This is a genomic window from Pseudomonas sp. HMSC065H01 (assembly GCF_001815235.1).
Classification (GTDB): domain Bacteria; phylum Pseudomonadota; class Gammaproteobacteria; order Pseudomonadales; family Pseudomonadaceae; genus Pseudomonas; species Pseudomonas aeruginosa.
Map to the genome: position 1 here is coordinate 180,328 of NZ_KV819932.1, position 25,884 is coordinate 206,211.

Here is a 25,884-nt window from a genome sequence, read left to right on the forward strand (position 1 = left end):
TGGATTCCGCCAGCGGGCGGCGGAAATCGCCAATGATGAAAACAAAAGAGCCGCACATTACGAAGCGGCTCTTTATTAGTCAATTGTTCGGCAGACCCGGCGCTATTTGGCCTCCAGCGCCAGCTTGGCCAACTGCTTGGCCGGCTGGTAGCCGGGGAGCAACTGGCCGTTGGCAAGGACGATCGCCGGCGTTCCCTGCACCCCGACCATCTGGCCCATCTGGAACTGCTTGTCGACCGGGTTCTTGCACTCGGAAGACTTGATCTCCTTGCCGTTCATCATGGCGTCCATCGCCTTGGTCGGCTCCTTCGCACACCAGACCGCCTGCAGTTGCTTGTCGCCCGCCGACTGCGGCCCCTGGCGCGGGAACGCCATGTAGCGCACCTCGATCCCCTGCTCGGTCAGGTCCGGCACCTCGGCATGCAGCTTCTGGCAGTACGGGCAGGTGGTATCGGTGAACACCGTGATGTGCGCCTTGGCCTGGCCCTTGGCCGGATACACCACCATCTCGCTGGCGGGCACGCCGTTGATCGCCTTGGCGATCGCCTGGCTCTCGGCCTTCTCGGTCAGGTTGACCGGCTTGCCGTCCTTCACCTGGTAGAGGTAGCCCTGCATGACGAACTGGCCGTCGGCGCTGGCGTAGAGCACCCGGCCGCCCTTCAGCTGCACCTGGTAGAGCCCCTGCAGCGGGCTGCTGGCGATGGAGTCGATGGGCAGGTCCGGTTGCAGGGCCTGCAGGGTCTTGCGGATGTTCTGATCGGCATTGTCTGCCAGGGCCAGGGTACTCATCAGGCCGAGGGCGGCAGCAGCCAGAAAACGGGTCACGCGCATGTGTCACTCCTGTCGTGCGGTCGGCGAAGCCTACCATAGACCGCTATCCCGACGGGCCCGACGCTTGTCGCAGAACGCTACGAAAGCGCCTCTTTTCGGGTAGGTACGGATTTTTCGGACAAAGCGTCAGCCTCGCGGGTGGTGGCGTGCGTGCAGATCCTGGAGGCGGGCCCGGGCGATATGGGTATAGATCTGGGTGGTCGACAGGTCGCTGTGGCCGAGCAGCATCTGCACCACCCGCAGGTCGGCGCCATGGTTGAGCAGGTGGGTGGCGAAGGCGTGGCGCAGGGTGTGCGGCGAAATCGACGTGCCGATCGCCGCCACCTGCGCGTGATGCTTGATGCGATGCCAGAAGGTCTGGCGGGTCATCTGTTCGCCGCGCAGGCTGGGGAACAGCACGTCGCTGGGCCGCCCGCCGAGCAGGTCGCCGCGGGCCTCGCGCAGGTAGCGTTCGAGCCAGCCGATGGCTTCCTCGCCGAGCGGCACCAGGCGCTCCTTGCTGCCCTTGCCGAACACCTTGACCACGCCCTGGCGCAGGTTGACCTGCTCCAGGGTCAGGCCGACCAGTTCGCTGACCCGCAGGCCGCAGGCATACAGCACTTCGAGCATGGTGCGATCGCGCAGGCCCAGCGGGTCGTCGACTTCCGGCGCCGCCAGCAATGCCTCGACGTCCGCTTCGGAGAGGGATTTCGGCAACGGCTTGCCCAGTTGCGGCAGGTCCACCTGCAAGGTGGGATCCTCGGCGATCAGGCCGTCGCGCAGGCAATAGCGATAGAAGCCACGCAGGCCGGAGAGGAAGCGCGCGGTCGAGCGGGCCTTGTAGCCCTGCTCCAGGCGCCAGGCCAGGTGATCGAGGATCGCGTCGCGGCCGATGCCCTCCAGGCGCAGCCCGCGACCATCGAGCCAGGCGTTGAACTGCTGGAGGTCGTTGCGATAAGCCTCGCGGGTGTTGTCGGCAAGGCCTTTTTCCAGCCACAGGGCATCGAGGAAACGGTCGATCAGGGGATGTTCGAGGGTACTCATGGATGAAGGCTGCGAACCAAATGAAAGCGCGGCTAGTCTTTCATAGCCTGGGCGCTATCGCGAGCGTTGGCCGTCATCGCCACGTAATGGTTAGTCAGGCCGGTCGACAGGAGGTCGGCCGGCTTCCCGTGCCCGCGGGAAAAAGCGGAGCCATGTGGCTCGATGGTTCGCCCCGGCTCAGGACGAGCGGAGCGACGCTGACAAGGAATCCTCGATGGACCAGAACGCTATCCTGCTCGCCCTCGGCGGCATCGGTGCCGCCGCCCTGCTCAGTCAATGGCTGGCCTGGCGCCTGCGCCTGCCAGCCATTCTTTTCCTGCTGCTGTCCGGGATCGTCGCCGGCCCGCTACTCGGCTGGCTCGATCCGGACGAGATGTTCGGCCCCCTGCTGTTCCCACTGGTATCCCTGGCAGTGGCGCTGATCCTCTTCGAGGGCAGCCTGACCCTGCATTTCAGCGAATGGAAGGAAATCGGCACCGTGGTGCACCGAATGGTGACCATCGGCGCGCTCTCGACCTGGGGCGTGATCGCCCTGGCCGCCCACTACCTGCTCGACTTCAGCTGGGAAATGGCCCTGCTGTTCGGCACCCTGACCCTGGTCACCGGGCCCACGGTGATCGTTCCGATGCTGCGGGTGGTCCGGCCCAAGGCCGCGGTGGCGAACATCCTGCGCTGGGAAGGTATCGTCATCGATCCCATCGGCGCCCTGCTGGCGGTAGTGGTGTACAGCTTCATCATCTCCAGCGGCGAAGGCGATGGCTGGCTACACAGCCTGCAGACCTTCGGTGGAGTGATCCTCTGCGGCAGCCTGTTCGGCATCCTCGGCGGCTGGGCGCTGGGCATCGTCCTGCGCCGCCACTGGCTGCCGGACTACCTGCACAACCTGGCGACGCTGGCCGCGGTGCTGGGCGTATTCATCGCCTCGAACCGGGTGATGCACGAATCCGGGCTGCTCGCCGTCACCCTGATGGGCATGGGCCTGGCCAACATGAAGGGCGTCGACGTACGGCAGATCCTGCACTTCAAGGAAAACCTCAGCGTCCTGCTGATTTCCGGCCTGTTCATCCTCCTGGCCGCGCGCCTGGACATCAATGCCCTGCTCGGCCTGGGCCCGGCGGCGCTGCTGGTGCTGCTGCTGATCCAGTTCGTCGCCCGGCCGCTGAACGTGGCGCTGTCGACCTGGGGTTCGCCGCTGAGCTGGCGCGAGCGCGCCCTGCTCAGTTGGATCGCCCCGCGCGGGATCGTCGCCGCGGCGGTCTCGGCGATCTTCGCCATCCGCCTGAGCGCCGAAGGCCATGCCCAGGCGGCGCTGCTGGTGCCGCTGACCTTTCTGGTGATCATCGGCACGGTGGTCCTGCAAAGCGCCACCGCCCGCCCCCTGGCGCGCCTGCTGAAGGTCGCCGAGCCCTCGCCCAGCGGCTACCTGATCGTCGGCGCCAATCCGGTCGGGCGCGCCATCGGCAAGGCCCTGAAGAGCCTCGGCAGCCGCGTGCTGCTGACTGATTCGAGCTGGGAAAACATCCGCGCCGCCCGCATGGACAACCTGCCCACCTATTTCGGCAATCCCACCTCGCAGCACGCCGAAGCCCACCTCGACCTGGTCGGCATCGGGCATTTGCTGGGGGTTTCTCCAGCCGGCGAGCTGAATACCCTGGCGGCCATGCGCTTCCGCCACGAGTTCGGCCATCGCCAGCTGTTCGGCCTGCCGACCAGCCAGGAAGCCAAGCGTACCGACAAGCACCGCTCCAGCGACGAACACCGTGGCCGTCCGCTTGGCCAGCGACCGCTGACCTACGCGCAGTTCGCCAGCCTGCTGTCGCGCGGCGCCGAAATCCGCACCACCCTGCTCACCGACACCTTCGGCTGGAACGACTACCAGGCGCTGCACGGCGAGTCCGCGATCCTGCTGTTCGCCCGCGATCCGAACGGCAGGATGCACGTCGCCACGCCACAGTCCACGCTGGCGCCGGGCACCGGCTGGACGCTGCTGTCGCTGATCGACGCGGAACCGTCAGTCAGCAAGTCGCAGGCCACGGAAATCGCCGACTAGACTTCAACGAACCGACGAAAGACCGTCGTCACCCTATCCAAGGTTGGGTGACAAACGAAGCCCACGAAGAGGATGATTGCATCTAGCCATCATCCTCTTTTTTCATCAGGCCATGACCATGTCCAATCAACAACATTCCCGCCTGGGCCAGATCCTGATCAACAAGGGGCTGATTAGCGCCGCCCAACTGGACGCCGCGATCCAGGCGCAGTTGAGCAACCACAAGCGCCTGGGCGAAACCCTGATCGAGCAGGGCCTGCTGAGCGAACGGCAACTGAAGAAGGCGCTGAAGAAGCAGACCAACCTGCGCCTGGCCGCGACCCTGGTCGCCGCCCTGCTCAGTCCGTTCCAGATGGCCAGCGCCGACATCCAGCGTATGCAGCCGCCAGCGGCCATGAGCCGCCAGGAACTGCCGAAGAACCTGCGTCCGCTGACCGACGTCGAGATGAGCAACGTCAACGCCCAGGGCCTCAACGAAAGCCTCGAGGGCCTGTTCCTGAAGGCCGAGGGCGGCGACGGACTGGCCGCGGTGAAGCAACTGGCGAAGCTGGTGATGCCGATGCTCGACAGCCTGGAGGCGGAAACCTCGATGAGCGACGTTCGCTACGAAACCGGCAAGACGCAAAGCACGCTCAACCCCGACGGCTCGGTCAACCTGCGCCTGCCGAGCAGTATCGGCGAGGTGCGCTTCGACAATATCCGCATTGCCGGCGCGCCGCGCGAGCAGACGTTCGGCAGCGTCAGCCTGCAACAGATCGACCTGTCCCAGGCCTCCCTGAAGATCAGCCTGCGGCCCTGATCCCAACCCAGGGCCGGATCGTCCGGGGATATGGAAAAGGCACCCGTGGGTGCCTTCTTTCTGCCTGTATCAAGCCGCCTGGCTGGCCGGGAACCCCGGCAGGACCGGAACCGGCCGCTTTTCGTCGTCGATGGCAACGAAGCTGAACAGGCCGTGTATGGCCTTCTCGCGACCGTCGGCGTACATGCTTTCCAGGTACACCTCGACCTCCACCTTGAGGCTGGTGTTGCCGACCTTGACCACCCGTCCGACCAGTTCGACGATCGAGCCCGCCGGGATCGGGTGGTTGAAGTCGATGCGATCGGTGGAAACGGTCACCAGCGGCAGGCGGCAGAAACGGGTCGCGGTGATGAACGAGACCTCGTCCATCCAGGCCAGCGCAGTCCCGCCGAACAGGGTGTTGTGGTGATTGGTGGTGGGCGGGAATACCGCCTTGGTCACACGGGTTTCGGAAAGCTCGGTGCGACGCAGGATTTCTTGCTCTCTGGGGGTCATGCCACGAATACCGGATGGAGTGGCTGCCTGGGTGCCGCGGATGTTGTACTGGTTATGCGCTGCCGTGGGCAGTAGGAAGCGCCGCCGGAAAGGCGAACGCCAGACATGAAAAAAGCAGCCCTCGGGCTGCTTTTCTCGGAGAAGAACCGGATTAGACCAGTTTTTCCTTGATGCGCGCGGCCTTGCCGGACAGGGCGCGGAGGTAGTACAGCTTGGCCTTGCGCACGTCGCCGCGACGCTTGACGCTCAGGCTGTCGACGATCGGGCTGTAGGTCTGGAAGGTACGTTCCACGCCCACGCCGTTGGAGATCTTGCGCACGGTGAAGGCGCTGTTCAGGCCACGGTTGCGCTTGGCGATAACGACGCCTTCGAAGGCCTGCAGACGCTGACGGTCGCCTTCCTTCACCTTGACCTGGACGATCACGGTATCGCCGGGGGCGAACGCCGGGATCTCTTTGTTCATCTGTTCAGCTTCGATCTGCTGAATGATCTTGTTGGTCATGCTGTGCTCCTAAGACCGGCAATCGGCCAGCCATCGATACGTTAACTATCGTCCCGCTGACGGATATATTCCGCCAGCAGCTTCTGCTCTTCTCCAGAAAGCGAGCGGCTATCCAGAAGATCGGCGCGTCGTTCCCAGGTCCGCCCAAGGGCCTGCTGCAAACGCCAACGCCGGATGTGTTCATGGTTGCCACTGAGCAACACTTCAGGAACACGTTTGTCCGCGTACACCTCGGGTCGGGTGTAGTGCGGGCAGTCGAGCAGGCCATCCGTGAAGGAGTCCTCCTCGGCGGAATCTGCATGACCCAATGCACCGGGCAGCAACCGCGTCACTGCATCGACCAGCACCATGGCCGGCAACTCACCGCCGGACAGGACATAATCGCCGATCGACCATTCTTCATCGACGTGCTCTTCGATGAAGCGCTCGTCGATGCCTTCGTAGCGCCCGGCGATGAGGATCAACGCTTCCTCTTCGGCCAGTTCGCGTACGCCCGCCTGCGTCAGCTGGCGGCCTTGCGGCGAAAGGTAGATCACCTTCGCCTTCCTGCCCCCGGCGGCTTGCCTGGCATCCGCCAGCGCGCCCTCCAGAGGCTTGATCTTCATCACCATGCCAGGGCCACCGCCGAAGGGCCGGTCGTCCACCGTCTGGTGGCGGTCCTCGGTGTAGTCCCGTGGATTCCAGCAGGCCAGCGTGAGCAACCCCTGCTTTACCGCACGGCTGGTGATGCCATAGTCACTGATCGCGCGGAACATCTCCGGAAAGATGCTGACGACGCCCACCCACAAACGCTTGTCCATGGATGATCAGAAGTCCGCGTCCCAGTCCACCCGCATCTCGCCAGCGGCCAGGTCGATCGACAGCACGCACTGCCCGGTGTAGGGCAACAGGCGCTCGCGGTCGTCCAGGCTGCCCGCGCAGGGCTTGACCACCATGACATCGTTGGCACCGGTTTCCAGCAGATGGTCGATCACGCCGAGCAACTGCCCGCCCTGATCGATCACCTTCAGGCCTTCCAGCTGGTGCCAGTAGTACTCACCTTCCTCGAGAGAGGGCAACTCGCTACGCGGGATGCAGATCTCGTAACCGGTGAAGGTGCGGGCTTCTTCGCGATCGTCGAGCCCCTTGAGCTTGGCGGCCAGGACCTTGCCATGCAGGCGCCCCCTGACCAGCTCGGCCTGCCGAATCTCGCCGTCGCGCCGGAGCGTCCAGCGGCGATAGTCCAGCAGGTTGTCCAACGGGTCGGTAAAGGAATACACCTTCACCTCACCGCGGATGCCGTACACCGAAACGATCTTGCCGATCACGACCAGGTCGTCGGCGGGTGTCGGCATTTCACTCATGACGGCTTAGGCGTTTGCCTTGGCAGCGTCCTTGAGCAGCTGAGCAACGCGCTCAGACGGCTGTGCACCCTGGCCGAGCCAGTAGGTAGCACGCTCCTGGTCGACGGACAGACGCACTTCGCCACCAGTCGCAACCGGGTTGAAGAAACCGATGCGCTCGACGAAGCGACCATCGCGCGCATTGCGGCTGTTGGTCACGGTCAGGTGGTAGAAGGGGCGCTTTTTGGAGCCGCCACGAGCAAGACGGATGGTTACCATGTGAACTTCGTTCCTGTAGTCGGTGCTTGCAAAATGAATGCACGCTGGGCCCACGGCCCGAAAGGCCGCATATTCTAAGGATTATCGGGGAATTTGCAAATCTCTTTTTCGGCCACCCATCGGCCGGCGCGGAGAGCGCGGGAAGCACACGGTCCGCCCGCCGGCCGACGGCGCGAAACCGTCGGCGTGGCCAGCGGCCGCGCGTCCGATCAAAGCTTGGGCATGCCCCCCGGGAACATGCTGCCCATGCCTCGCATCATCTTGGCCATGCCGCCCTTGGCGGTGACCTTCTTCATCATCTTCTGCATCTGCTTGTGCTGCTTGATCAGCCGGCCGACGTCCTGCACCTGGGTACCGGAGCCAAGGGCGATGCGGCGCTTGCGCGAGCCGCTGATCATTTCCGGATCGCGCCGTTCGCCGGGCGTCATCGAGTTGATGATCGCCTCCATCTGCTTGAACTGTTTCTCCGCAGCACCCTGGGCATTGCCCATCTGCGCCAGGTTGACCCCGCCGAGCATCGGCAGCTTGTCCATGAGCCCGCCGAGGCCGCCCATGTTCTTCATCTGTTGCAACTGGTCGCGGAAGTCTTCCAGGTCGAAGCCCTTGCCCTTCTTGATCTTCTTCGCCAGCTTCTCGGCCTTGTCGCGGTCGAGGTTCTGCTCGGCCTGTTCGATCAGGCTGAGCACGTCGCCCATGCCGAGGATGCGCGAGGCCACGCGGTCGGGATGGAACGGATCGAGCGCTTCGCTCTTTTCGCCCATGCCGAGGAACTTGATCGGCTTGCCGGTGATCGCCCGCACCGAGAGCGCGGCACCACCACGCGCGTCGCCGTCGACCTTGGTCAGGACCACGCCGGTCAGCGGCAAGGCGTCATTGAAGGCCTTGGCGGTGTTGGCGGCATCCTGGCCGGTCATGGCATCGACCACGAACAGGGTTTCCGCCGGCTTGATCGCCGCGTGCACCTGCTTGATCTCGTCCATCATGTCGGCATCGATGTGCAGGCGGCCTGCGGTATCGACGATCACCACGTCGATGAACTTCAGCCTCGCCTCGCGGATCGCCGCCTCGGCGATGGCCACCGGCTTCTGGCTGACGTCGGAAGGGAAGAAGGTTACGCCGACCTCGCCCGCCAGGGTTTCCAGCTGCTTGATAGCGGCGGGTCGGTAGACGTCGGCGGAAACCACCATCACCGACTTCTTCTTGCGTTCCTTAAGGAAGCGCGCCAGCTTGCCCGCGGTGGTGGTCTTGCCCGCGCCCTGCAGGCCGGCCATCAGGATCACCGCCGGCGGCGCGACGCTCAGCGCCAGGTCCTCGTTGGCCGCCCCCATCAGCTCCTCGAGCTCGGCGCGGACGATCTTCACGAACGCCTGTCCCGGGGTCAGGCTCTTCGAGACCTCGGTACCGACGGCGCGCTCCTTGACCTTGTTGACGAAGTCCTTGACCACCGGCAGGGCCACGTCGGCCTCGAGCAGGGCCATGCGCACTTCGCGCAGAGTGTCCTTGATGTTGTCCTCGGTCAGCTTGGCCTTGCCGGTGACATGGCGAAGCGTCTGCGAGAGGCGGTCTGTAAGGTTTTCGAACATGCGCGATCCTTCCACGGGGGTTGCGGCAAGCGGCGGATTATAACCAAGAGCGCGTCGCGGGACACGCGATGAAAGACGGAGTGTGTGTCCGGCGACGACCGGAGGCCAGCCTCAAGTCCTTGATTTGCCGATGCGTTCCGTCTTTGCCGAAGCGACTGCCGGGCCAGGAGGTCGCGGCGCCCGCGGCAGGCGGCCCGCCAACCCGGCCACAGGTACGAGAGAACTGTTCGCAACGGCTTTCTCGCGACGCTCGATCTATGCCAAACTCCCTTCCTTTCGGGCCCGCGATTACAAGGACTTATGCATCCCCTGCTGCCCAGCCTCATCGCTGCTGTTCTCTATCTCGGCACCGCCGCCTACCAGGGTGCCTGTGTGTCCAAGCGCACCGCGCCGGGCAAACCCCTGCTGCTCCTGTTCGGACTCCTGGCACTGGTCGCCCACGCCTTCAGCCTCTACCAGCAATTGCTGACCCCGGCCGGCCTGGTGCTGGACTTCTTCAACGCCGCCAGCCTGATCGCCGCCGCGGTAATTCTCCTGACCCTGCTGGCGACCTTGCGGATACCGGTGGAGAACCTGCTCCTCCTTCTATTCCCGCTGGGCGCCCTCACCACCCTGCTGGCGGTACTCATCCCCCACGGCACCGTCGAGCCGATCAACGAACAGCCGGGCATCCTGGCCCACATCCTGCTCTCGATCCTGGCCTACGGCCTGCTCACCATCGCGGTATTCCAGGCGCTCTTGCTGCTGCTCCAGGACTACCGCCTCAAGCACAAGCATCCGTCCGGGCTGATCCGCAACTTCCCGCCCCTGCAAACCATGGAAAGCCTGCTGTTCGGCTTCCTCTGGGGCGGCTGGTCGCTGCTTTCGCTGTCGCTGCTGTCCGGATGGCTGTTCGTCGACAACCTGTTCGCCCAGCACCTGGCGCACAAGACCATCCTGTCCTGCTTCGCCTGGGTGGTCTTCGCCGTGCTCCTCTGGGGTCGCCACCAGCTCGGCTGGCGGGGCCACAAGGCGATCCGCTGGACCCTGGCCGGTTTCTGCCTGTTGATGTTGGCGTACTTCGGCAGCAAGCTGGTGCGGGAATTCATCCTGCACATCTGATGGGCCTCCTTCATGGATGAGCTGCACCCCGGGTACCTGGTCGGCCTGCTGGTTCTCCTGGTCGCCTGCTCGGCGTTCTTCTCCTGCGTCGAGACCGCCCTGCTCAACCTCGACCGTTACCGCCTGCGCCTGCAGGCCAAGCAAGGCCTGCGCGGGGCCCGGCGCAGCAGTTGGCTGCTGCTGCACGACGACCGCCTGCGCGGCACCCTGTTGTTCGGCCGCACCCTGGTCAACGTCAGCGCCGCCGCCCTGGCCAGTTGGGCCGCGCTGCGCCACTGGGGCGTCATCGGCCTGGCCGTCGCCATCCCCGGCATGACCCTGCTCCTGCTGCTGTTCGGCGCCCTGCTGCCGCGCCGCTACGGCGCCCTTCGCTCGGAACGCGTCGCCCTGCCGCTCAGCCTGCCGCTCCTGATCCTGCAGCGCCTGTGCTGGCCCCTGCTGTGGCTACTGACCCTGCTGAGCAACGCGCTGCTGCGCCTGCTCGGCGTCGCCGCGGCGGAACAGGACGACAGCGGACGCAGCCGCGACGAAGAGGCCCTGCATCCGGCCGACAATTCCCAGGCCAGCGAGGTCAACCGGCATGACATGCTGCTCGGCCTGCTGGACCTGGAGAAGGTCACGGTCAACGACCTGATGATCCCGCGCAACGAAATCGAAGGCATCGACCTCGACGACGAACTCGAGGTCATCGTCGAGCAGTTGCGCACCACCAGCCACACCCGCCTGCCGGTCTACCGCGACGACGTCAACCAGATCGAAGGGGTCGTGCACATGCGCCAGATCGCGCGCCTGCTGACCCAGGGCCGCCTGACCAAGGAGAATCTCCGCCAGGCCTGCATGGAGCCGTATTTCGTGCCGGAAAGCACGCCGCTGTCGACCCAGCTGGTGAACTTCCAGAAGGAGAAGCGCCGTATCGGCGTGGTGGTCGACGAATATGGCGAGGTGATCGGCATCGTCACGCTGGAGGACATCCTCGAAGAGATCGTCGGCGACTTCAACGACCTCGACAGCCTCGACAACCCGGATATCCAGGCCCAGGAAGACGGCAGCTTCGTCATCGACGGCAGCGCCAACCTGCGCGAGCTGAACAAGTCGCTTGGCTGGCAATTGCCCTGCGACGGCCCGAAGACCCTCAACGGCCTGGTCACCGAAGCCCTGGAGCAGATCCCCGATTGCGCGGTGTGCCTGCGCATCGGCCCCTACTGCCTGGAAATCCAGCAGTCGGCGGAAAACCGTGTGAAAAGCGTGCGCGCCTGGCATCCCCGCGCGCTGACCCCGCTGGTCGAAAGCGACGCCAGCGTCTGATCCGGGATTGCCGAACCCGCCCTGCGGCGCTCTATAATCGACCCCAGCTTATCCAGCCCTGCCGCCGGTTCCGCCGCTACCCGCAGCCCGAGCCCCGGCCAGTCACCCGCCAGTCCCGCCTGCCCGCCCGGCCCCGATGCCGACGGTACCAGCCGGCGCACGGCGCGCAGCCCCATCCTCCCTGCGCGACCGATCTCGTCCGCCCCACCCGGGCGCCGCGCCGCCGCATCGGCGCACTGGCCATAACCATCCGGCCGCACGGAAGCACTCCGTCGTGCCCCGACTGCCAGGGACCTTCCCACCATGACCGCCGCCACCCTCGCCGCCGACGCCGCTCCGGAACCGGCCAACTCGACCACCCGGGTCGCAGTCGCCAGCTTCATCGGCACCGCCATCGAGTTCTACGATTTCTACGTCTATGCCACTGCCGCCGCCCTGGTGATCGGTCCGGTATTCTTCCCGCAGACATCCGGCACCGCGCAGATGCTCAGCGCCTTCCTCACCTTCGGCATCGCCTTCCTCGCCCGTCCGCTGGGCTCGGCGCTGTTCGGCCACTTCGGCGACCGCATCGGGCGCAAGTCGACCCTGGTCGCCTCGCTGCTGCTGATGGGGGTATCCACTACCCTGATCGGCGTCCTCCCCGGCTACGACAGCATCGGCTACTGGGCGCCGTTGCTGCTCTGCGTGCTGCGCTTCGGCCAGGGCCTCGGCCTCGGCGGCGAGTGGGGCGGCGCCGCGCTGCTGGCCACGGAGAACGCGCCGGCCGGCAAGCGCGCCTGGTTCGGCATGTTTCCCCAGCTCGGCCCGTCGATCGGCTTCCTCGCCGCCAACGGCCTGTTCCTGGCCCTGGCGATGCTGCTCAGCGAGGAGCAGTTCCGTGAGTGGGGCTGGCGGATCCCGTTCCTGCTCAGCGCGGCGCTGGTTGTGGTCGGCCTCTACGTACGCCTGAAGCTGGCGGAAACCCCGGTGTTCGCCAAGGCCATGGCCAAGCACGAGAGGGTCCGCCTGCCGATCGCCGAGCTGTTCGCCCAGCACTGGCGGCCGACCCTGCTCGGCGCCCTGGCGATGGTGGTGTGTTATGCGCTGTTCTATATCTCCACGGTGTTCTCGCTGAGCTACGGGGTGGCCAGCCTCGGCTTCAGCCGAGAGGAGTTCCTTGGTCTGCTGTGCCTCGCGGTGCTCTTCATGGCCGCCGCCACGCCGCTGTCGGCCTGGCTCAGCGACCGCTTCGGACGCAAGCCGGTACTGCTGCTCGGCAGCCTGGCGGCGATCGCCTCCGGCTTCGCCATGGAGCCGCTGCTCAGCCAGGGCTCGACGTTCAGCGTCGCCCTGTTCCTCTGCATCGAGCTGTTCCTGATGGGGGTCACCTTCGCCCCGATGGGCGCGCTGCTGCCGGAAATATTCCCCACCCACGTGCGCTACACCGGCGCGTCGGCGGCCTACAACCTGGGCGGCATTCTCGGCGCCTCGGTGGCGCCCTATATCGCCCAGAAGCTGGTCGGCATCGGCGGCCTGGGCTGGGTCGGCGGCTACGTCTCCGCAGCGGCGCTGCTCAGCCTGCTGGCGGTGCTGTGCCTGAAGGAAACCCGCGACAACGACCTCGGCGCAGTGTCCTGAGTCTCGCTCAGGCTACCGCGACGCCGCCCTTCTCCCTCGCCGCCAACCAGTCGGCGAGGGCCCCGGCCCAGACCTGGTAGCCCAGCTGCGACGGATGAAAGCCGTCGATGGCCAGGTAGCCCGGAAGCAGGTCCAGCGAGATCGGGCAGTAGCCGGCGCCGGTCGCGCCAGCGAGATCGCGCAGCGCCTCGTCGAGCAGCCGCCCGCGCCACCCCAGCAGGGCCCGCAGCAACCCGGGCAAGGCGGAAAAATGCCGCAGCGGCGGCACCGCGGTGCAGGTCACCTGCGCGCCGGCCGCCTGGAAGCCGTCGATCAGGGCCGCGCAGTCGGCACGCCAGCGTTCGAGGGAGCGCAGGCTGGTGGTGTCATTGACGCCGAAGACCAGGATCACCTGGTCGAAGAAACGTCCCGCCACCTGCGGTAGCAGGCGTTCGCGCGCCTCGCCGCTGGTGATGCCGTTCTCGCCCAGCGCCTGCCAGGCCACCGGGCGCCGCAGACGCTCGCCCAGCGCCGCGGCCAGGCGGCCGGCCAGGGCGTAGTCCAGGCAACTGGCGCCGACCCCGGCCACTGTCGACTCACCGAACAACAGCAAGCGCAGCGGCTCTTCGGCACCGGACCCACCGACCAGCCCTTCGCGAGGTCCCGCCGCGGGCGCCAGGCGCAAGGCTCGGCGGCGGGTGCGGATAGCCAGCGGCACCGCCAGCGGCAGCAACGGCAGAGCCGCCGCCCACCAGGCCAGCGTTGCCAGCCGGCGCATCTCAGAGTTCGACGCGAACCGCCTGGGCGGCCCGGGTCGCCTTGGCGCGGGCGGCGTCGATCGACTCGTCGCGCGCCAGGGCCACGCCCATCCGCCGCTGGCCATCCACTTCCGGCTTGCCGAACAGGCGTAGCGCCGTATCCGCCTCGCTCAGCGCGGCGCCGAGGTTGGCGAAAGCGACCTGCCGGGACTTGCCTTCCACCAGGATCACCGCCGAGGCCGACGGGCCGAGCTGGCGGATCACCGGGATCGGCAGGCCGAGGATCGCCCGCGCGTGCAGCGCGAACTCGGAAAGATCCTGGGAAATCAGGGTCACCAGGCCGGTATCGTGCGGGCGCGGCGACACCTCGCTGAACCACACCTGGTCGCCCTTGACGAACAGTTCGACGCCGAACAGCCCGCGTCCGCCGAGGGCCTCGGTCACTGCCCAGGCGACCCGCTCGGACTCGGCCAGGGCCTGCGCGCTCATCGCCTGCGGCTGCCAGGACTCGTGGTAGTCGCCCTTGACCTGGCGGTGACCGATCGGCGCGCAGAAAGTGGTGCCGTCGACGTGGCGCACGGTGAGCAGAGTGATCTCGTAGTCGAAATCGATGAAGCCCTCGACGATCACCCGGCCCTTGCCGGCGCGCCCGCCTTCCTGGGCATAGTCCCAGGCCGCCTGCAGGTCGTCGGGGCCTTTCAGGACGCTCTGGCCCTTGCCCGACGAACTCATGATCGGCTTCACCACGCAGGGGTAGCCGACGCGCTCGACGCCACGGCGGTAGTCCTCGAAGGTATCGGCGAAGTGATAGGGCGAGGTCGGCAAGCCGAGCTCCTCGGCAGCCAGCCGGCGGATACCCTCGCGGTTCATGGTCAGTTGCGCGGCGCGGGCGGTGGGCACCACGGTGTAGCCTTCGGCCTCCAGCTCGACCAGGGTCGCGGTGGCGATGGCCTCGATCTCCGGCACGATGTAGTGCGGCTTCTCCTGCTCGATCACCGCGCGCAGGGCGGCGCCGTCGAGCATGCTGATCACGTGGCTGCGATGTGCCACCTGCATGGCCGGCGCGTTGCCATAGCGATCGACGGCGATCACTTCGCAACCCAGGCGTTGCAGCTCGATGGCGACTTCCTTGCCCAGCTCGCCGGAGCCACAGAGAAGGACGCGGGTCGCGCTCGGCGACAGGGGGGTACCGATACGGGTCATGGAAGAACCTCGGAAATGAAAGAAAACGGAATCCGCTTCAGGCGGAACCGCTGACCAGCCCTTGCGCCTTGGCGCGCTCGAAACAGCGACCGAGCACCTCGCGGCGCTCGTCGTTGCTCATCAGGCCCCAGCGGGTGATCTCGGCCGCCGTGCGCTGGCAGCCGATGCAGATGTCCTGCTCGTCCAGCGCGCAGACATGCACGCAGGGCGAAGCCACCGGTCGCTCGTTCACGCCGGGTCCTCGACGAGGTCGCGGGCGTAACGGCGGGCATTGTGCACATAGTGGGCGGCGCTGGCCTCGAGCATTTTCTTCTGCGGCTCGCTCAGCTCGCGCACTACCTTGCCCGGCGAGCCCATCACCAGCGAGCCGTCGGGAATCTCCTTGCCCTCGGGAATCAGCGCGTTGGCGCCGATGATGCAGTACTTGCCGATCTTCGCCCCATTGAGGATCACCGCGTTGATCCCCACCAGGCTGTAGTCGCCCACGCTGCAACCATGCAGCATGGCGTTGTGGCCGACGGTGACGCCCTTGCCGAGGGTCAGCGGATAGCCCATGTCGGTGTGCATCACCGAGCCGTCCTGGACGTTGCTGTGCTCGCCGATATGGATCAGCTCGTTGTCGCCGCGCAGCACCGCGCCAAACCAGACGCTGGCGCCGGCATCCAGGCGAACCTTGCCGATCACCGCTGCGCTGGGCGCGATCCAGCTGTCGGGATGGGTTTCGACGCGGGCATCGCCCAGGCGGTATTTCATCGCGATCTCCTCATGGCCGGGGTCTGCGCCCCGTCGGTCAACTCAGTTTGATGAACGAAGCCGGCGGCGTGTGCAGGTCGATGGGGTCGTCGTACAGCAGGTTGACCAACTCCACCACCATGATGGCCGTCAGGCCCCAGATCTTGAACTCGCCGAAGCGATAGCTGGGCACGTACCAGCTGCGGCCGAAGTAGTCGATACGGTGGGTGACCTCGCGCGGGTCGTCGCGAAAGAAACTCAGCGGCACGTTGAACACCGCGGCGATCTCGCCGTCGTTGGGCTGGTACTCGACGAAGTCGGGAATGAAGGCGACATAGGGAGTGACCTCGATGCCATGCCGCGAGACCAGGGTGCTCAGCGGCCCGACCACTTCCACCAGGCCCGGCGGCAAGGCGATCTCCTCCTCCGCCTCGCGCAGGGCGGTGCGCACCAGGTCGGCATCTTCCGGGTCGCGCCGCCCGCCGGGGAAGGCGACCTCGCCGCCATGGGTGGACAAACCGGCGGCGCGCAGGGTCAGCACCAGCTCCGGATCGTCGCTGCGGGTGATGGGCACCAGCACGGCCGCTTGGGGGAAGCGCTGGTCGGTATCCAGTTGGCGGGGGCGGTGCGCCTCGATGCGTTGGCGCAGCTCGTCGAGCGTGCAGTTCATACTGCCGGGGTTTCCGAGGTCTTGTCGTTTCCCCGAGATCATGGCACGAAAGCCCCGGCCAGCCCACCCCTCCCGCACGGGGCCTTGTCGCCTCCCGGCCAGCCGAGCAAGATAGGCCTTTCCCCGAAGAAGAACCTGGCATGAAATTCTGCAGCCTGTGCGGCGCCACGGTGGTCCAGCGCATCCCGGACGGCGACAACCGCCTGCGCTACGTCTGCGACGCCTGCCACACCGTGCACTACCAGAACCCGCGTATCGTCGCCGGCAGCCTGCCGGTGTGGGACGGCCAGGTCCTGCTCTGCCGTCGCGCCATTGCGCCGCGCCTGGGCTACTGGACGCTGCCGGCCGGCTTCATGGAGAACGGCGAGACCCTCGCCCAGGCGGCGGCCCGCGAGACAGAGGAAGAAGCCAACGCGCGGATCGGCGACCTGCAGCTCTATACCCTTTTCGACCTGCCGCACATCAGCCAGGTCTACCTGTTCTTCCGCGCCGAGCTGCTCGACCTGGATTTCTCCGCCGGCGATGAAAGCCTGGAGGTGCGGCTTTTCGACGAAGCGGAGATTCCCTGGTCGGAGCTGGCTTTTCCGACCATCGGCCGTACCTTAGAATGCTACTTCAGCGACCGCCGCGAAGGCTGCTTCCCGGTGCGCAACGAAGCCATTGCACCTATGCTGGCTTCCTATAAGAAAGACTGAACGCCAAACACTCGAACACCGCCGCCGTTGCGGCTCAAGGGAACATCGGGGATTTCACTTCCATGCGCTGGTTGCTTGCTTTGCTGTGCTTGACCTTCGCCAGTCTGACCCAGGCCAATGCCGCGCCGAGCCTGGAAGGCAAGGTGGACAAGGTCCTGGTGCTCAAGTCCGAGCGAAAACTGCTGCTCCTCAACAAAGGCAACGTCCTGAAAAGCTACCGTGTCTCGCTGGGCAAGCGCCCGACCGGCCCGAAGCTGGCCGAAGGCGACAACCGCACCCCGGAAGGCTTCTACTGGATCGACTGGCGCAAGACCAGCAACAACTACAACCTCTCCATGCACATTTCCTACCCCAACGCCCGCGACGTGGCCAAGGCCCGGGAAAAGGGCCTGCCGGCCGGTGGCATGATCATGATCCACGGCACCCCGCTGGATGACGAATACCCGGAGTGGTACTTCTCCACCCTGGACTGGACCAATGGCTGTATCGCCATGAACAACACCGACATGCGCGAAGTCTGGAGCGTGGTGAAAGACGGCACGCTGATCGAGATCCGCCCCTGACAGAACCAGGCTGATACCACTCGTCAGCCGTCAGCCACACCAGGAACGCCGCCGCGAGATTTTCCGGCGGCGTTTTCTTTTATCCGTCAAACCTTTGCATCCCTTACTCAGGCCAAGTCAATCGACGGGACGGCTGGCTGACGCGTGCGCGACGCACAACTGGCATTGACGTGGTATTCAAGTGGTATTAGTTTTCCCAGCATTACCGGGCGACAACAACACAATCCGCATCGGAACCTCTCATGAAGACAGCCCACGACCTGCTCCTGGCCCTGCGTCCCGACGAGGCGCAACCCACCCCCCTCTATCTGCAGCTGGCGCGCAATCTCGAGAGCGCGATCCATGCCGGCCAGTGGAAAGCGGAGGAAGCGCTGCCCTCCGAACGCAACCTCAGCGAAACCCTGAACATTTCCCGCGTCACCGCGCGCAAGGCCCTCGAAGTACTCTTCGAGCAGGGGCTGATCCGCCGCAACCAGGGCTCCGGCACCTTCATTACGCCGCGTCTCGAACAACCGCTGTCGCGTCTCTCCAGCTTCAGCGAGATGCTCCGCCTGAAAGGCTTCACCCCCGGCTCCACCTGGCTGGAGCGCGGCATCGCCCTGCCCACCCACGACGAACTGATCCGCCTCGGCCTCTCGCCGACCGAAAAGGTCGCGCGCATGAAGCGCCTGCGCAAAGCCGACGGCACGGTGATGGCGATCGAGAACAGCACCCTGCCGGCACGCCTGCTGCCGGATCCGACAGCGGTCGGCGATTCCCTCTACGAATACCTGGACGGCATCGGTCGCCCGGTGGTCCGCGCCCTCCAGCACGTGCGCGCGATCAACGCGTCCGCGTCCGATGCCGCGTTGGTCGGCATCGCGCCGGGCACCGCGATGCTGCTGATGACCCGGATCGGCTACCTCGAGGACAACACCCCGATCGAGCTGACCGACACCTACTGCCGCAACGACTACTACGACTTCGTCGCCGAACTGCGACGCTGACCGACACGGAGCCGCCATGCTCGAAGGCAACATCCTCACCCCGCAAGGCTGGGTCCTCGGCCGCCTGCACATCCAGGACGGACGTATCCAGCGGATCGAAGGCGAGCCCTGCGATCCGGCCGGCAACGCCGATCCGTACCTGCTGCCAGGCTTCATCGACCTGCATGTGCACGGCGGCGGCGGCCGCGACATCATGGAAGGCGGCGACGCCTTCGCCACCATCGCCCGCACCCACCGGCGCTTCGGCACGACCTCGCTGCTGGCCACCACCATGACCGCTCCGCGCGAGGAGATCGCCGACATCCTCAGCCAGCTCGGCGATTACTGCCGCCGCTCGCTGGAGGGCGGTTCACGGATACTCGGCGTGCACCTGGAAGGCCCCTACATCAACTCCGGCAAGCTCGGCGCGCAGCCCAACTTCGCCCATGCCGCGGTGCTCGAGGAAGTCGAGGACTACCTGCGCCGCGCGCCGATCCGGGTGATCACCATCGCCCCCGAGATCGCCGGTCACCGGCCGCTGATCCGCGCCCTCGCCGAGCGCGGCGTACGCCTGCAGATCGGCCATACCCTGGGCAGCTACGAGGATGGCGTGGCCGCACTGGAAGCCGGCGCCAGCAGCTTCACCCACCTCTACAACGCGATGACCGGCCTGCACCACCGCGAACCGGGTATCGTCGGCGCGGCCCTGGCCCACGCACGCTACGCCGAGCTGATCCCCGACCTGCTGCATGTCCATCCCGGCGCCATCAGGGTGGCCCTGCGTTCGATCCCGTGCCTGTACTGCGTGACCGACTCCACCGCCGCCGCCGGCATGCCCGACGGCCAGTACAAGCTCGGCAGCCACACGGTGACCAAGTGCCTGGGCGGCGTGCGCCTGCCCGACGGCACTCTGGCCGGCAGCACCCTGACCATGGACCAGGCGCTACGCAACCTGGTGAAGATCGGCCTGCCCCTGGCCGAAGCCTCGCAACGCCTTTCGCAATTCCCCGCCGATTACCTCGGCCTCGCCGAGCGCGGCCGCCTGGCGCCCGCAGCCTGGGCCGATGTGGTGCGCCTGGATCGCTCCCTGGAACTCGACGCCGTGATGGTGGAAGGAGAACTCGAATGACTTCGCTGATGCTCGAGGAAGCGCTCTCCGCCGCCACGGTGGCGAGCCGTCAACTGGCCGTGCTCGACGCCTGCCTGCCGGCGCTTGGCCAGCGTCTGCGGGAGGTCGATCCGAACCTGGCACTGACTGTCGCGCGCGGCAGCTCCGACCATGCCGCCAGCTACTTCGCCTACCTGGCCATGCAGCACGCTGGCTTGCCGGTGGCCTCGCTGCCCATGTCGGTAGTGACCCTGAACCGCTCGCCGCTGCGTGTCGCCGGGCAGACCGTCTTCGCTTTCTCGCAGTCAGGACAGAGCCCCGATCTCGTGGACAGCCTGCGCATCCTGCGCGAACGCGGCGCCCTGGGCATCGCCCTGGTGAATGCCGAAGATTCGCCGCTGGAAGCCGCCAGCGAATTCGTCGTGCCGCTCTGCGCCGGCACCGAGCGCAGCGTCGCAGCGACCAAGAGCTTCATCGCCACGCTCGGCGCCAGCGCCCGCCTGCTCGCCCACTGGCAGCGCGACAATGCCCTGCTGGCCGCCGGCCAGGGCCTGGCGGCCGGGCTGGAGCAGGCCGCCAGGCTCGACTGGTCGCCGGCCATCGAGGCCCTGCGCGACTGCCAGCGGCTGATGGTGATCGGTCGCGGCGCCGGCTACGCCATCGCCCAGGAGGCCGCGCTGAAATTCAAGGAAACCTCGGCGATCCAGGCCGAGGCCTTCAGCAGCGCCGAGGTCCGCCATGGACCGATGGCGCTGGTCGAGGAGCGCTATCCGCTGCTGGTGTTCGCTCCCCGCGGCCCGGAGCAGGAAGGCCTGCTGGCGCTCGCCGAGGATATGCGCCAGCGCGGTGCGCAGGTATTGCTCGCCGCCCCGGACGACATCGCCGAACGCGACCTGCCGCTGCAGCGCGCCGCGCATCCAGCGCTCGATCCGATCCTGGCGATCCAGAGTTTCTACGTCATGGCCGCCGGCCTGGCCGAAGCCCGCGGCATGGACCCGGACCAGCCACGGCACCTGAGCAAAGTCACCCGAACCCACTGAGCCTGAGCGCGCGCCCATGAACAACAAGAATCTCGCCCTCAAAGCGCCCCTGAGCGGCCCCGTGATGCCGCTCAACCGAGTACCCGACCCGGTGTTTTCCAGCGGCACCCTGGGCGAAGGCATCGCCATCGACCCACTCAACGACTGCCTGCACGCGCCCTGCGCCGGGCTGGTCAGCCACCTGGCGCGAACCCGCCACGCGCTCAGCCTGCGCGCCGACAACGGTGCCGAGCTGCTGCTGCACGTCGGCCTCGATACCGTACAGCTGCAAGGCGAAGGCTTCGAGGCGCTGGTCGAGGAAGGTACGCGGGTGATCGAGGGCCAGCCGCTGCTGCGCTTCGACCTGGACCGCGTCGCCCGCGGCAGCCGCAGTCTGATCACGGTGATGATCCTGACCAACGGCGACGGCTTCCAGGTACGCCCGCTGACCACCAACCCGGTGGAGGTCGGCGCGCCGCTCCTGCAACTGAGTCCGGAGAAGGCCGAGCAACGTCCGGCCAATCCCGCGCCTGGCGAAGGCTCCGCGCAGCGCCAGGTCCGCGGGCGGGCGCGGGTCGCCCATCATGGCGGTCTGCACGCACGCCCGGCAGCGCTGCTACGGAAGACCGCGCAGGGCTTTTCCAGCCAGGCCGAACTGCACTTCGCCGGGCAGGTGGCCAGCGTCGACAGCCTGGTCGGCATCATGGGCCTGGGGGTCGCCGAACAGGACGAGGTAGAGGTGATCTGTCGCGGCGAAGACAGCGAGGCGGCCCTCGGCGCCCTGCTCGCGGCCCTCGCCAGCGCCACCGCGGGGGCTCCGAAGGAGGCCCCGCGCGCCATCGCCCCGGGCGAGCCGGCGCGACCTGCGGCTGTCGCCGGTACCCTGGCCGGCGTCTGCGCTTCGCCCGGCCTGGCCAGCGGTCCCCTGGCGCGGCTCGGCGCCATCAGCCTGCCGGCGGATGACGGCCGGCATCGTCCCGAGGAACAGCACCTCGCCCTGGACCAGGCCCTGCAACGGGTGCGCGACGACGTACAGGGGAGCCTGCAGCAGGCCAGGCTCGGCGGCGACGAGAACGAAGCGGCGATCTTTTCCGCGCATCTCGCGCTGCTGGAAGACCCGGGTCTGCTGGACGCCGCCGACATGCTGATCGACCAGGGCGTCGGCGCCGCCCACGCCTGGCACCGGGCGATCCAGGCCCAGTGCGAGATTCTCCAGGCGCTGGGCAACCTGCTGCTGGCCGAGCGCGCCAACGACCTGCGCGACCTGGAAAAACGCGTGCTGCGGGTACTGCTCGGCGACACCGCGCCATTGCGGGTGCCTGCTGGCGCCATCGTCGCCGCCCGGGAGATCACTCCCTCCGACCTCGCGCCGCTGGTGGATGCCGGCGCGGCTGGCCTGTGCATGGCCGAAGGCGGCGCCACCTCCCACGTGGCCATCCTCGCCCGCAGCAAGGGCCTGCCGTGCCTGGTGGCGCTCGGCGCCGGGCTGCTGGAGCTGGAGGAAGGCCGGCAGGTGGTGCTGGACGCCGGCCAGGGCCGGCTGGAACTCAGCCCCGACGCTCGACGCCTGGAGCAGGTCGCCTTGCAAGTGGCGCAGCGCGAGGAACAACGCCGCCGCCAGCAGGCCGATGCGCAGCGCGAGGCGCTCACCCGCGACGGCCGGCGCATCGAGATCGGCGCCAACGTCGCCTCGCCGCGCGAGGCCGCCGAAGCCTTCGCCAACGGTGCCGACGGGGTCGGCCTGCTACGCACCGAGTTTCTCTTTCTCGAGCGCCGCGCCGCGCCCGACGAAGAGGAGCAGCGCAACGCCTACCAGGAGGTCCTGGACGCCATGGGCCAGCGCAAGGTGATCATCCGCACCATCGATGTCGGCGGCGACAAGCACCTCGACTACCTGCCGCTGCCGGTGGAAGAAAACCCAGCACTGGGCCTGCGCGGCATCCGCCTCGGCCAGGCGCGCCCGGAGCTGCTCGACCAGCAGTTGCGCGCGCTGCTGAGGGTCGAACCACTGGAACGCTGCCGGATACTGCTGCCGATGGTCAGCGAGGTCGATGAACTGCGCGCCATCCGTGGCCGCCTCGGCGAGCTGGCCACGCAGTTGGGGATCGAGCGCCTGCCCGAACTCGGGGTGATGATCGAGGTGCCCTCCGCCGCCCTGCTCGCCGATCAACTGGCCGAACACGCCGACTTCCTCTCCATCGGCACCAACGACCTGTCGCAGTACGCCCTGGCCATGGACCGTTGCCACGCCGGCCTGGCCGACCGCATCGACGCCCTCCACCCGGCGCTGCTGCGACTGATCGCCCAGACCTGCGCCGGAGCAGCCCGCCACGGCCGCTGGGTCGGCGTCTGCGGTGCGCTGGCCTCGGACCCGCTGGCGACACCGGTACTGGTCGGCCTCGGGGTCGAGGAATTGTCCGTCGGGCCGAACCTGGTCGGCGAGATCAAGACCCGGGTGCGCCAGCTCGACGCCGCTGGATGCCGCCGCCACGCCCAGGCGCTACTGGACCTGGGCAGCGCCCGGGCGGTGCGCGACGCCTGCCTGCAACACTGGCCGCTGGCCTGACAAGAACAATCGGAGACCACCGCCATGCCCCCGTTCCTGATCGAAAGCCTGCAACGCCTGGGCCGCGCCCTGATGCTGCCGATCGCGATCCTGCCGATCGCCGGCCTGCTGCTGCGCCTGGGCGACGTCGACCTGCTCGACATTCCGCTGGTCCACGACGCCGGCAAGGCGATCTTCGCCAACCTGGCGCTGATCTTCGCCATCGGCATCGCCGTCGGTTTCGCTCGCGACAACAATGGCACCGCCGGCCTCGCCGGCGCCATCGGCTACCTGGTGATGATCTCGGTGCTCAAGGTGATCGATCCGGGCATCGACATGGGCGTGCTCTCCGGTATCATCAGCGGCCTGGTGGCTGGCGCCCTGTATAACCGCTTCAAGGACGTGAAGCTGCCGGAATACCTGGCGTTCTTCGGCGGCCGCCGCTTCGTGCCGATCGCCACCGGGATCAGCGCGGTCTGCCTGGGCCTGCTGTTCGGGGTGATCTGGCCACCGCTGCAACAGGGCATCAACGGCCTCGGCCAACTCATGCTGGAAAGCGGCAGCTTCGGCGCCTTCGCCTTCGGCGTGCTGAACCGCCTGCTGATCGTCACCGGGTTGCACCACATCCTCAACAACCTGGTGTGGTTCGTCTTCGGTAGCTTCACCGACCCGGAAACCGGGCGCGTCGTCACCGGCGACCTGGCGCGCTATTTCGCCGGCGACCCGAAGGGCGGCCAGTTCATGGCCGGGATGTTCCCGGTGATGATGTTCGGCCTGCCCGCCGCCTGCCTGGCGATGTACCGCAACGCCCGTCCGGAGCGGCGCAAGCTGATCGGCGGGCTGCTCCTGTCGATGGCCTTGACCGCCTTCCTCACCGGCGTCACCGAGCCGGTGGAGTTCGCCTTCATGTTCCTCGCGCCGCTGCTCTACCTGCTGCATGCGCTGCTCACCGGCCTGTCCATGGCCCTCACCGACCTGCTCGACATCCGCCTCGGCTTCACCTTCTCCGGTGGCGCCATCGACCTCGCCCTGGGCTGGGGCCGTTCCACCCACGGCTGGATGCTCTGGCCGCTGGGCCTGCTCTATGCCGGCATCTATTACCTGGTGTTCGACTTCTGCATCCGCCGCTTCAACCTGAAGACCCCGGGCCGCGAAGACGACGCGAGCAGCGAATCGGGCGACAACGCCGAAGCCGAGCGCGCCCCGGCATTCATCCGCGCCCTGGGTGGCGCAGCCAACCTCGAAGTGGTGGACGCCTGCACCACGCGCCTGCGTCTGCGCCTGGTCGACCGCGACAAGGCCTCGGACGCCCAGCTCAAGGCCCTCGGTGCGATGGCCGTGGTACGTCCGGGCAAGGCCGGCAGCCTGCAGGTGGTGGTCGGCCCACAGGCCGACAGCATCGCCGACGAGATCCGCCGCGCCCTGCCCTTCGATACGCAACCGGGCGAAGCCGTACCGCCGCTGGGCAGTCCGAACGCAGCCGAAGAGGTGGTGTCGATGCAGGCCACCGTCGACGCCGCCGAAGCCCAGGCCTGGCTCGGCGCCCTCGGCGGCGCCGGCAACCTGCGCGAGGTACGGGACGTCGCACTGACCCGCCTGCGGGTCAGCGTGGCGGACGAACGCAAGCTGGCCACCGAGCAACTGCGTCGTCTCGGCGGACAGGGCGTCAGCTCCCTCGCCGGCGGCATCTGCCATATCCTGGTGGGCCCCCGCGCCGCGGCCCTGAGCCAGGCCCTGCAACCGCTGCTGCGGCGCTGACGGCAGGAGGGCTGGACCTCGGCCAATCGGCGGATAACCGCCAAGCGGTTATTCGCCCTACGCCACAGCTCCCCCGTTCGGGTTCGATAATCGCGAAGCGGTTGTTCGCGCCACGCCACAGCCCCGGGTCGGGCTCTCCCCGTGAGGCGGATAACGAAAAGGGCGGCAACTGGCCGCCCTTCTTGCTTGTCCGAGGAAAACTCAGAAGACCATGTCGGTCAGGCGCCAGACTTCGTAGGCCGGGGTCTCATAGGGATGCGCCGCCTTCAGCGCCTTGACGCTGGCGTGGATGAGCTCGTCGGCCACCACCAGCTCCACTTTCCACTCCGCCACGTGCTCGACTTGGCCGACCTGGCCCAGGTAGGGTTGGCTACCGTCCAGGGGCCGGAACTGGCCCTGGCCAAGGGACTGCCAGCAGCAACTGTCGTACGCCCCGATGCGCCCGCCACCCGCGGCGAACACCGCTTGCTTGACGACATCCAGATGGCTCTCAGGCACATAGAAACACAGCTTGTACATCGTTTTCTCCGCACGAATCGAATGCTGCACGAGGCGGTCGGTGGTTGTGCGACTGCCGACGCCAAATAATGGCACTTTGCCTTGATATGATGAATATTTGACGCTGCCTTTACGACAGATAAGCGCAACATTTGTTCGCTCGTCACAACACCTTCGTGCGGGCGTTCACAGATTTACGTTCAGCCGCGGAAACGCCGCCACCTGGCCTTCAGCCCGGAGGCGGAAGGCGCATGGCTGCCGTCGCAATACGGCAGGTCGGCGGAGCGCCCGCAGCGGCACAACAGCAACAGGCGCTCGCGGGTCGCGTGGAGCGTCAGGCCGTTGCGGCAGTCGGCGGGACAATCGGGAAGCGAAGCCGAAGCCCCGCAGGTACAGAGCCGCAAGGTGTCGCCGGGAGAGACCCGGCGAACCTCGGGAAGAAGGTCGGGCGACGAGTTGGAGTCCGCATCGCCCGCCATGCCGG

Annotated in this window: 27 protein-coding genes; 12 read left to right on the forward strand and 15 right to left on the reverse strand. The window is 67.0% G+C overall.

The window, feature by feature from the left end; translation table 11 throughout:
* Positions 1-102: 102 nt before the first annotated feature.
* Both dsbC and xerD read right to left on the reverse strand, forming a co-directional pair.
* Positions 103-831 (reverse strand): bifunctional protein-disulfide isomerase/oxidoreductase DsbC, encoded by a 729-nt coding sequence (gene dsbC / locus HMPREF3014_RS28225; protein WP_003092626.1) that lies wholly within the window; start codon positions 829-831, stop codon positions 103-105.
* Positions 832-957: 126 nt separating this feature from the next.
* Positions 958-1,854 (reverse strand): site-specific tyrosine recombinase XerD, encoded by an 897-nt coding sequence (gene xerD / locus HMPREF3014_RS28230; RefSeq protein WP_003092629.1) that lies wholly within the window; start codon positions 1,852-1,854, stop codon positions 958-960.
* Between the two features lie 214 nt (positions 1,855-2,068).
* On the opposite strand from xerD, the gene HMPREF3014_RS28235 reads away from it, so the two are divergent.
* Complete coding sequence (locus HMPREF3014_RS28235) at positions 2,069-3,904, forward strand: cation:proton antiporter (protein WP_003100653.1); 1,836 nt, start codon at positions 2,069-2,071, stop codon at positions 3,902-3,904.
* A gap of 112 nt (positions 3,905-4,016) precedes the next feature.
* The gene (locus HMPREF3014_RS28240) at positions 4,017-4,703 is read left to right on the forward strand and encodes a cyclic di-GMP-binding domain-containing protein, MshE-related (protein ID WP_003119314.1); all 687 of its coding nucleotides are present in this window, start codon (positions 4,017-4,019) and stop codon (positions 4,701-4,703) included.
* Between the two features lie 69 nt (positions 4,704-4,772).
* Here the strand turns inward: HMPREF3014_RS28240 and HMPREF3014_RS28245 are convergent, their stop codons facing one another.
* From HMPREF3014_RS28245 to ffh, 6 genes are all read right to left on the reverse strand, one after another.
* Positions 4,773-5,198, reverse strand: coding sequence for an acyl-CoA thioesterase (locus HMPREF3014_RS28245; RefSeq protein WP_003092635.1), 426 nt, complete (start codon positions 5,196-5,198; stop codon positions 4,773-4,775).
* 151 nt (positions 5,199-5,349) lie between these two features.
* Positions 5,350-5,700: a 50S ribosomal protein L19 gene (gene rplS, locus HMPREF3014_RS28250; protein ID WP_003092637.1), complete on the reverse strand. Its 351-nt coding sequence runs from the start codon at positions 5,698-5,700 to the stop codon at positions 5,350-5,352.
* Positions 5,701-5,741: 41 nt separating this feature from the next.
* A complete protein-coding gene (trmD, locus tag HMPREF3014_RS28255; protein ID WP_023087090.1) occupies positions 5,742-6,500 on the reverse strand; it encodes a tRNA (guanosine(37)-N1)-methyltransferase TrmD in 759 nt (252 codons plus the stop codon).
* 6 nt (positions 6,501-6,506) lie between these two features.
* Positions 6,507-7,034, reverse strand: a complete 528-nt coding sequence (rimM, locus tag HMPREF3014_RS28260; protein ID WP_003092640.1) for a ribosome maturation factor RimM — start codon at positions 7,032-7,034, stop codon at positions 6,507-6,509.
* A gap of 15 nt (positions 7,035-7,049) precedes the next feature.
* Positions 7,050-7,301, reverse strand: coding sequence for a 30S ribosomal protein S16 (rpsP, locus tag HMPREF3014_RS28265; RefSeq protein ID WP_003092643.1), 252 nt, complete (start codon positions 7,299-7,301; stop codon positions 7,050-7,052).
* A 209-nt stretch (positions 7,302-7,510) separates the two neighbouring features.
* Positions 7,511-8,884 carry a signal recognition particle protein gene (gene ffh, locus HMPREF3014_RS28270; RefSeq protein WP_003092645.1) on the reverse strand — a complete coding sequence of 458 codons (1,374 nt, stop codon included), beginning with the start codon at positions 8,882-8,884 and terminating at the stop codon, positions 7,511-7,513.
* A gap of 300 nt (positions 8,885-9,184) precedes the next feature.
* On the opposite strand from ffh, the gene HMPREF3014_RS28275 reads away from it, so the two are divergent.
* From HMPREF3014_RS28275 to HMPREF3014_RS28285, 3 genes are all read left to right on the forward strand, one after another.
* A complete protein-coding gene (locus tag HMPREF3014_RS28275) occupies positions 9,185-9,985 on the forward strand; it encodes a cytochrome C assembly family protein (RefSeq protein WP_003092649.1) in 801 nt (266 codons plus the stop codon).
* Positions 9,986-9,997: 12 nt separating this feature from the next.
* Positions 9,998-11,290, forward strand: coding sequence for an HlyC/CorC family transporter (locus tag HMPREF3014_RS28280; RefSeq protein ID WP_023087089.1), 1,293 nt, complete (start codon positions 9,998-10,000; stop codon positions 11,288-11,290).
* A gap of 303 nt (positions 11,291-11,593) precedes the next feature.
* Positions 11,594-12,907 (forward strand): MFS transporter, encoded by a 1,314-nt coding sequence (locus HMPREF3014_RS28285; RefSeq protein ID WP_003113829.1) that lies wholly within the window; start codon positions 11,594-11,596, stop codon positions 12,905-12,907.
* 7 nt (positions 12,908-12,914) lie between these two features.
* Here the strand turns inward: HMPREF3014_RS28285 and HMPREF3014_RS28290 are convergent, their stop codons facing one another.
* The 5 genes from HMPREF3014_RS28290 to HMPREF3014_RS28310 are packed head-to-tail and all read right to left on the reverse strand — an operon-like array spanning position 12,915 to position 16,249.
* Complete coding sequence (locus HMPREF3014_RS28290) at positions 12,915-13,664, reverse strand: SGNH/GDSL hydrolase family protein (protein ID WP_016562208.1); 750 nt, start codon at positions 13,662-13,664, stop codon at positions 12,915-12,917.
* Between the two features lies 1 nt (position 13,665).
* Positions 13,666-14,847 carry a formate-dependent phosphoribosylglycinamide formyltransferase gene (gene purT, locus HMPREF3014_RS28295; protein WP_016562209.1) on the reverse strand — a complete coding sequence of 394 codons (1,182 nt, stop codon included), beginning with the start codon at positions 14,845-14,847 and terminating at the stop codon, positions 13,666-13,668.
* 37 nt (positions 14,848-14,884) lie between these two features.
* Positions 14,885-15,079, reverse strand: a complete 195-nt coding sequence (locus tag HMPREF3014_RS28300) for a DUF1289 domain-containing protein (protein WP_003092660.1) — start codon at positions 15,077-15,079, stop codon at positions 14,885-14,887.
* Positions 15,076-15,600 carry a gamma carbonic anhydrase family protein gene (locus tag HMPREF3014_RS28305; protein WP_003092662.1) on the reverse strand — a complete coding sequence of 175 codons (525 nt, stop codon included), beginning with the start codon at positions 15,598-15,600 and terminating at the stop codon, positions 15,076-15,078. The genes HMPREF3014_RS28300 and HMPREF3014_RS28305 overlap by 4 nt, the downstream gene beginning before the upstream one ends.
* A 37-nt stretch (positions 15,601-15,637) precedes the next feature.
* The gene (locus HMPREF3014_RS28310) at positions 15,638-16,249 is read right to left on the reverse strand and encodes a CoA pyrophosphatase (RefSeq protein ID WP_003092664.1); all 612 of its coding nucleotides are present in this window, start codon (positions 16,247-16,249) and stop codon (positions 15,638-15,640) included.
* A gap of 140 nt (positions 16,250-16,389) precedes the next feature.
* Here HMPREF3014_RS28310 and HMPREF3014_RS28315 point away from each other — a divergent pair, with 140 nt between their 5' ends.
* The 7 genes from HMPREF3014_RS28315 to nagE all read left to right on the forward strand — a co-directional run bounded on the left by HMPREF3014_RS28315 (position 16,390) and on the right by nagE (position 24,902).
* Positions 16,390-16,944 carry an NUDIX hydrolase gene (locus tag HMPREF3014_RS28315; protein ID WP_003092665.1) on the forward strand — a complete coding sequence of 185 codons (555 nt, stop codon included), beginning with the start codon at positions 16,390-16,392 and terminating at the stop codon, positions 16,942-16,944.
* Between the two features lie 62 nt (positions 16,945-17,006).
* Positions 17,007-17,507 (forward strand): L,D-transpeptidase family protein, encoded by a 501-nt coding sequence (locus HMPREF3014_RS28320; RefSeq protein WP_003092667.1) that lies wholly within the window; start codon positions 17,007-17,009, stop codon positions 17,505-17,507.
* A 242-nt stretch (positions 17,508-17,749) separates the two neighbouring features.
* Positions 17,750-18,493 carry a GntR family transcriptional regulator gene (locus HMPREF3014_RS28325; protein ID WP_003092669.1) on the forward strand — a complete coding sequence of 248 codons (744 nt, stop codon included), beginning with the start codon at positions 17,750-17,752 and terminating at the stop codon, positions 18,491-18,493.
* A 16-nt stretch (positions 18,494-18,509) separates the two neighbouring features.
* Positions 18,510-19,601, forward strand: coding sequence for an N-acetylglucosamine-6-phosphate deacetylase (gene nagA / locus HMPREF3014_RS28330; RefSeq protein WP_003104817.1), 1,092 nt, complete (start codon positions 18,510-18,512; stop codon positions 19,599-19,601).
* Positions 19,598-20,620 (forward strand): SIS domain-containing protein, encoded by a 1,023-nt coding sequence (locus HMPREF3014_RS28335; protein WP_023087088.1) that lies wholly within the window; start codon positions 19,598-19,600, stop codon positions 20,618-20,620. The genes nagA and HMPREF3014_RS28335 overlap by 4 nt, the downstream gene beginning before the upstream one ends.
* 16 nt (positions 20,621-20,636) lie before the next feature.
* Positions 20,637-23,165 (forward strand): phosphoenolpyruvate--protein phosphotransferase, encoded by a 2,529-nt coding sequence (gene ptsP / locus HMPREF3014_RS28340; RefSeq protein WP_023087087.1) that lies wholly within the window; start codon positions 20,637-20,639, stop codon positions 23,163-23,165.
* A 24-nt stretch (positions 23,166-23,189) separates the two neighbouring features.
* Positions 23,190-24,902 (forward strand): N-acetylglucosamine-specific PTS transporter subunit IIBC, encoded by a 1,713-nt coding sequence (gene nagE / locus HMPREF3014_RS28345; protein WP_003117449.1) that lies wholly within the window; start codon positions 23,190-23,192, stop codon positions 24,900-24,902.
* Between the two features lie 201 nt (positions 24,903-25,103).
* On the opposite strand, the gene HMPREF3014_RS28350 is transcribed toward nagE, so the two are convergent.
* Together HMPREF3014_RS28350 and HMPREF3014_RS34105 are read right to left on the reverse strand one after the other, a co-directional pair.
* The gene (locus HMPREF3014_RS28350; protein WP_003092679.1) at positions 25,104-25,421 is read right to left on the reverse strand and encodes a YqfO family protein; all 318 of its coding nucleotides are present in this window, start codon (positions 25,419-25,421) and stop codon (positions 25,104-25,106) included.
* A gap of 179 nt (positions 25,422-25,600) precedes the next feature.
* A complete protein-coding gene (locus tag HMPREF3014_RS34105; protein ID WP_003113822.1) occupies positions 25,601-25,879 on the reverse strand; it encodes a CDGSH iron-sulfur domain-containing protein in 279 nt (92 codons plus the stop codon).
* Positions 25,880-25,884 lie beyond the last annotated feature (5 nt).

Coding starts and splice junctions, on each gene's coding strand:
- dsbC (WP_003092626.1), bottom strand. CDS start 831: ATGCGCGTGACCCGTTTTCTGGCTGCTGCCGCCCTCGGCCTGATGAGT.
- xerD (WP_003092629.1), bottom strand. CDS start 1,854: ATGAGTACCCTCGAACATCCCCTGATCGACCGTTTCCTCGATGCCCTG.
- HMPREF3014_RS28235 (WP_003100653.1), top strand. CDS start 2,069: ATGGACCAGAACGCTATCCTGCTCGCCCTCGGCGGCATCGGTGCCGCC.
- HMPREF3014_RS28240 (WP_003119314.1), top strand. CDS start 4,017: ATGACCATGTCCAATCAACAACATTCCCGCCTGGGCCAGATCCTGATC.
- HMPREF3014_RS28245 (WP_003092635.1), bottom strand. CDS start 5,198: ATGACCCCCAGAGAGCAAGAAATCCTGCGTCGCACCGAGCTTTCCGAA.
- rplS (WP_003092637.1), bottom strand. CDS start 5,700: ATGACCAACAAGATCATTCAGCAGATCGAAGCTGAACAGATGAACAAA.
- trmD (WP_023087090.1), bottom strand. CDS start 6,500: ATGGACAAGCGTTTGTGGGTGGGCGTCGTCAGCATCTTTCCGGAGATG.
- rimM (WP_003092640.1), bottom strand. CDS start 7,034: ATGCCGACACCCGCCGACGACCTGGTCGTGATCGGCAAGATCGTTTCG.
- rpsP (WP_003092643.1), bottom strand. CDS start 7,301: ATGGTAACCATCCGTCTTGCTCGTGGCGGCTCCAAAAAGCGCCCCTTC.
- ffh (WP_003092645.1), bottom strand. CDS start 8,884: ATGTTCGAAAACCTTACAGACCGCCTCTCGCAGACGCTTCGCCATGTC.
- HMPREF3014_RS28275 (WP_003092649.1), top strand. CDS start 9,185: ATGCATCCCCTGCTGCCCAGCCTCATCGCTGCTGTTCTCTATCTCGGC.
- HMPREF3014_RS28280 (WP_023087089.1), top strand. CDS start 9,998: ATGGATGAGCTGCACCCCGGGTACCTGGTCGGCCTGCTGGTTCTCCTG.
- HMPREF3014_RS28285 (WP_003113829.1), top strand. CDS start 11,594: ATGACCGCCGCCACCCTCGCCGCCGACGCCGCTCCGGAACCGGCCAAC.
- HMPREF3014_RS28290 (WP_016562208.1), bottom strand. CDS start 13,664: ATGCGCCGGCTGGCAACGCTGGCCTGGTGGGCGGCGGCTCTGCCGTTG.
- purT (WP_016562209.1), bottom strand. CDS start 14,847: ATGACCCGTATCGGTACCCCCCTGTCGCCGAGCGCGACCCGCGTCCTT.
- HMPREF3014_RS28305 (WP_003092662.1), bottom strand. CDS start 15,600: ATGAAATACCGCCTGGGCGATGCCCGCGTCGAAACCCATCCCGACAGC.
- HMPREF3014_RS28310 (WP_003092664.1), bottom strand. CDS start 16,249: ATGAACTGCACGCTCGACGAGCTGCGCCAACGCATCGAGGCGCACCGC.
- HMPREF3014_RS28315 (WP_003092665.1), top strand. CDS start 16,390: ATGAAATTCTGCAGCCTGTGCGGCGCCACGGTGGTCCAGCGCATCCCG.
- HMPREF3014_RS28320 (WP_003092667.1), top strand. CDS start 17,007: ATGCGCTGGTTGCTTGCTTTGCTGTGCTTGACCTTCGCCAGTCTGACC.
- HMPREF3014_RS28325 (WP_003092669.1), top strand. CDS start 17,750: ATGAAGACAGCCCACGACCTGCTCCTGGCCCTGCGTCCCGACGAGGCG.
- nagA (WP_003104817.1), top strand. CDS start 18,510: ATGCTCGAAGGCAACATCCTCACCCCGCAAGGCTGGGTCCTCGGCCGC.
- HMPREF3014_RS28335 (WP_023087088.1), top strand. CDS start 19,598: ATGACTTCGCTGATGCTCGAGGAAGCGCTCTCCGCCGCCACGGTGGCG.
- ptsP (WP_023087087.1), top strand. CDS start 20,637: ATGAACAACAAGAATCTCGCCCTCAAAGCGCCCCTGAGCGGCCCCGTG.
- nagE (WP_003117449.1), top strand. CDS start 23,190: ATGCCCCCGTTCCTGATCGAAAGCCTGCAACGCCTGGGCCGCGCCCTG.
- HMPREF3014_RS28350 (WP_003092679.1), bottom strand. CDS start 25,421: ATGTACAAGCTGTGTTTCTATGTGCCTGAGAGCCATCTGGATGTCGTC.
- HMPREF3014_RS34105 (WP_003113822.1), bottom strand. CDS start 25,879: ATGGCGGGCGATGCGGACTCCAACTCGTCGCCCGACCTTCTTCCCGAG.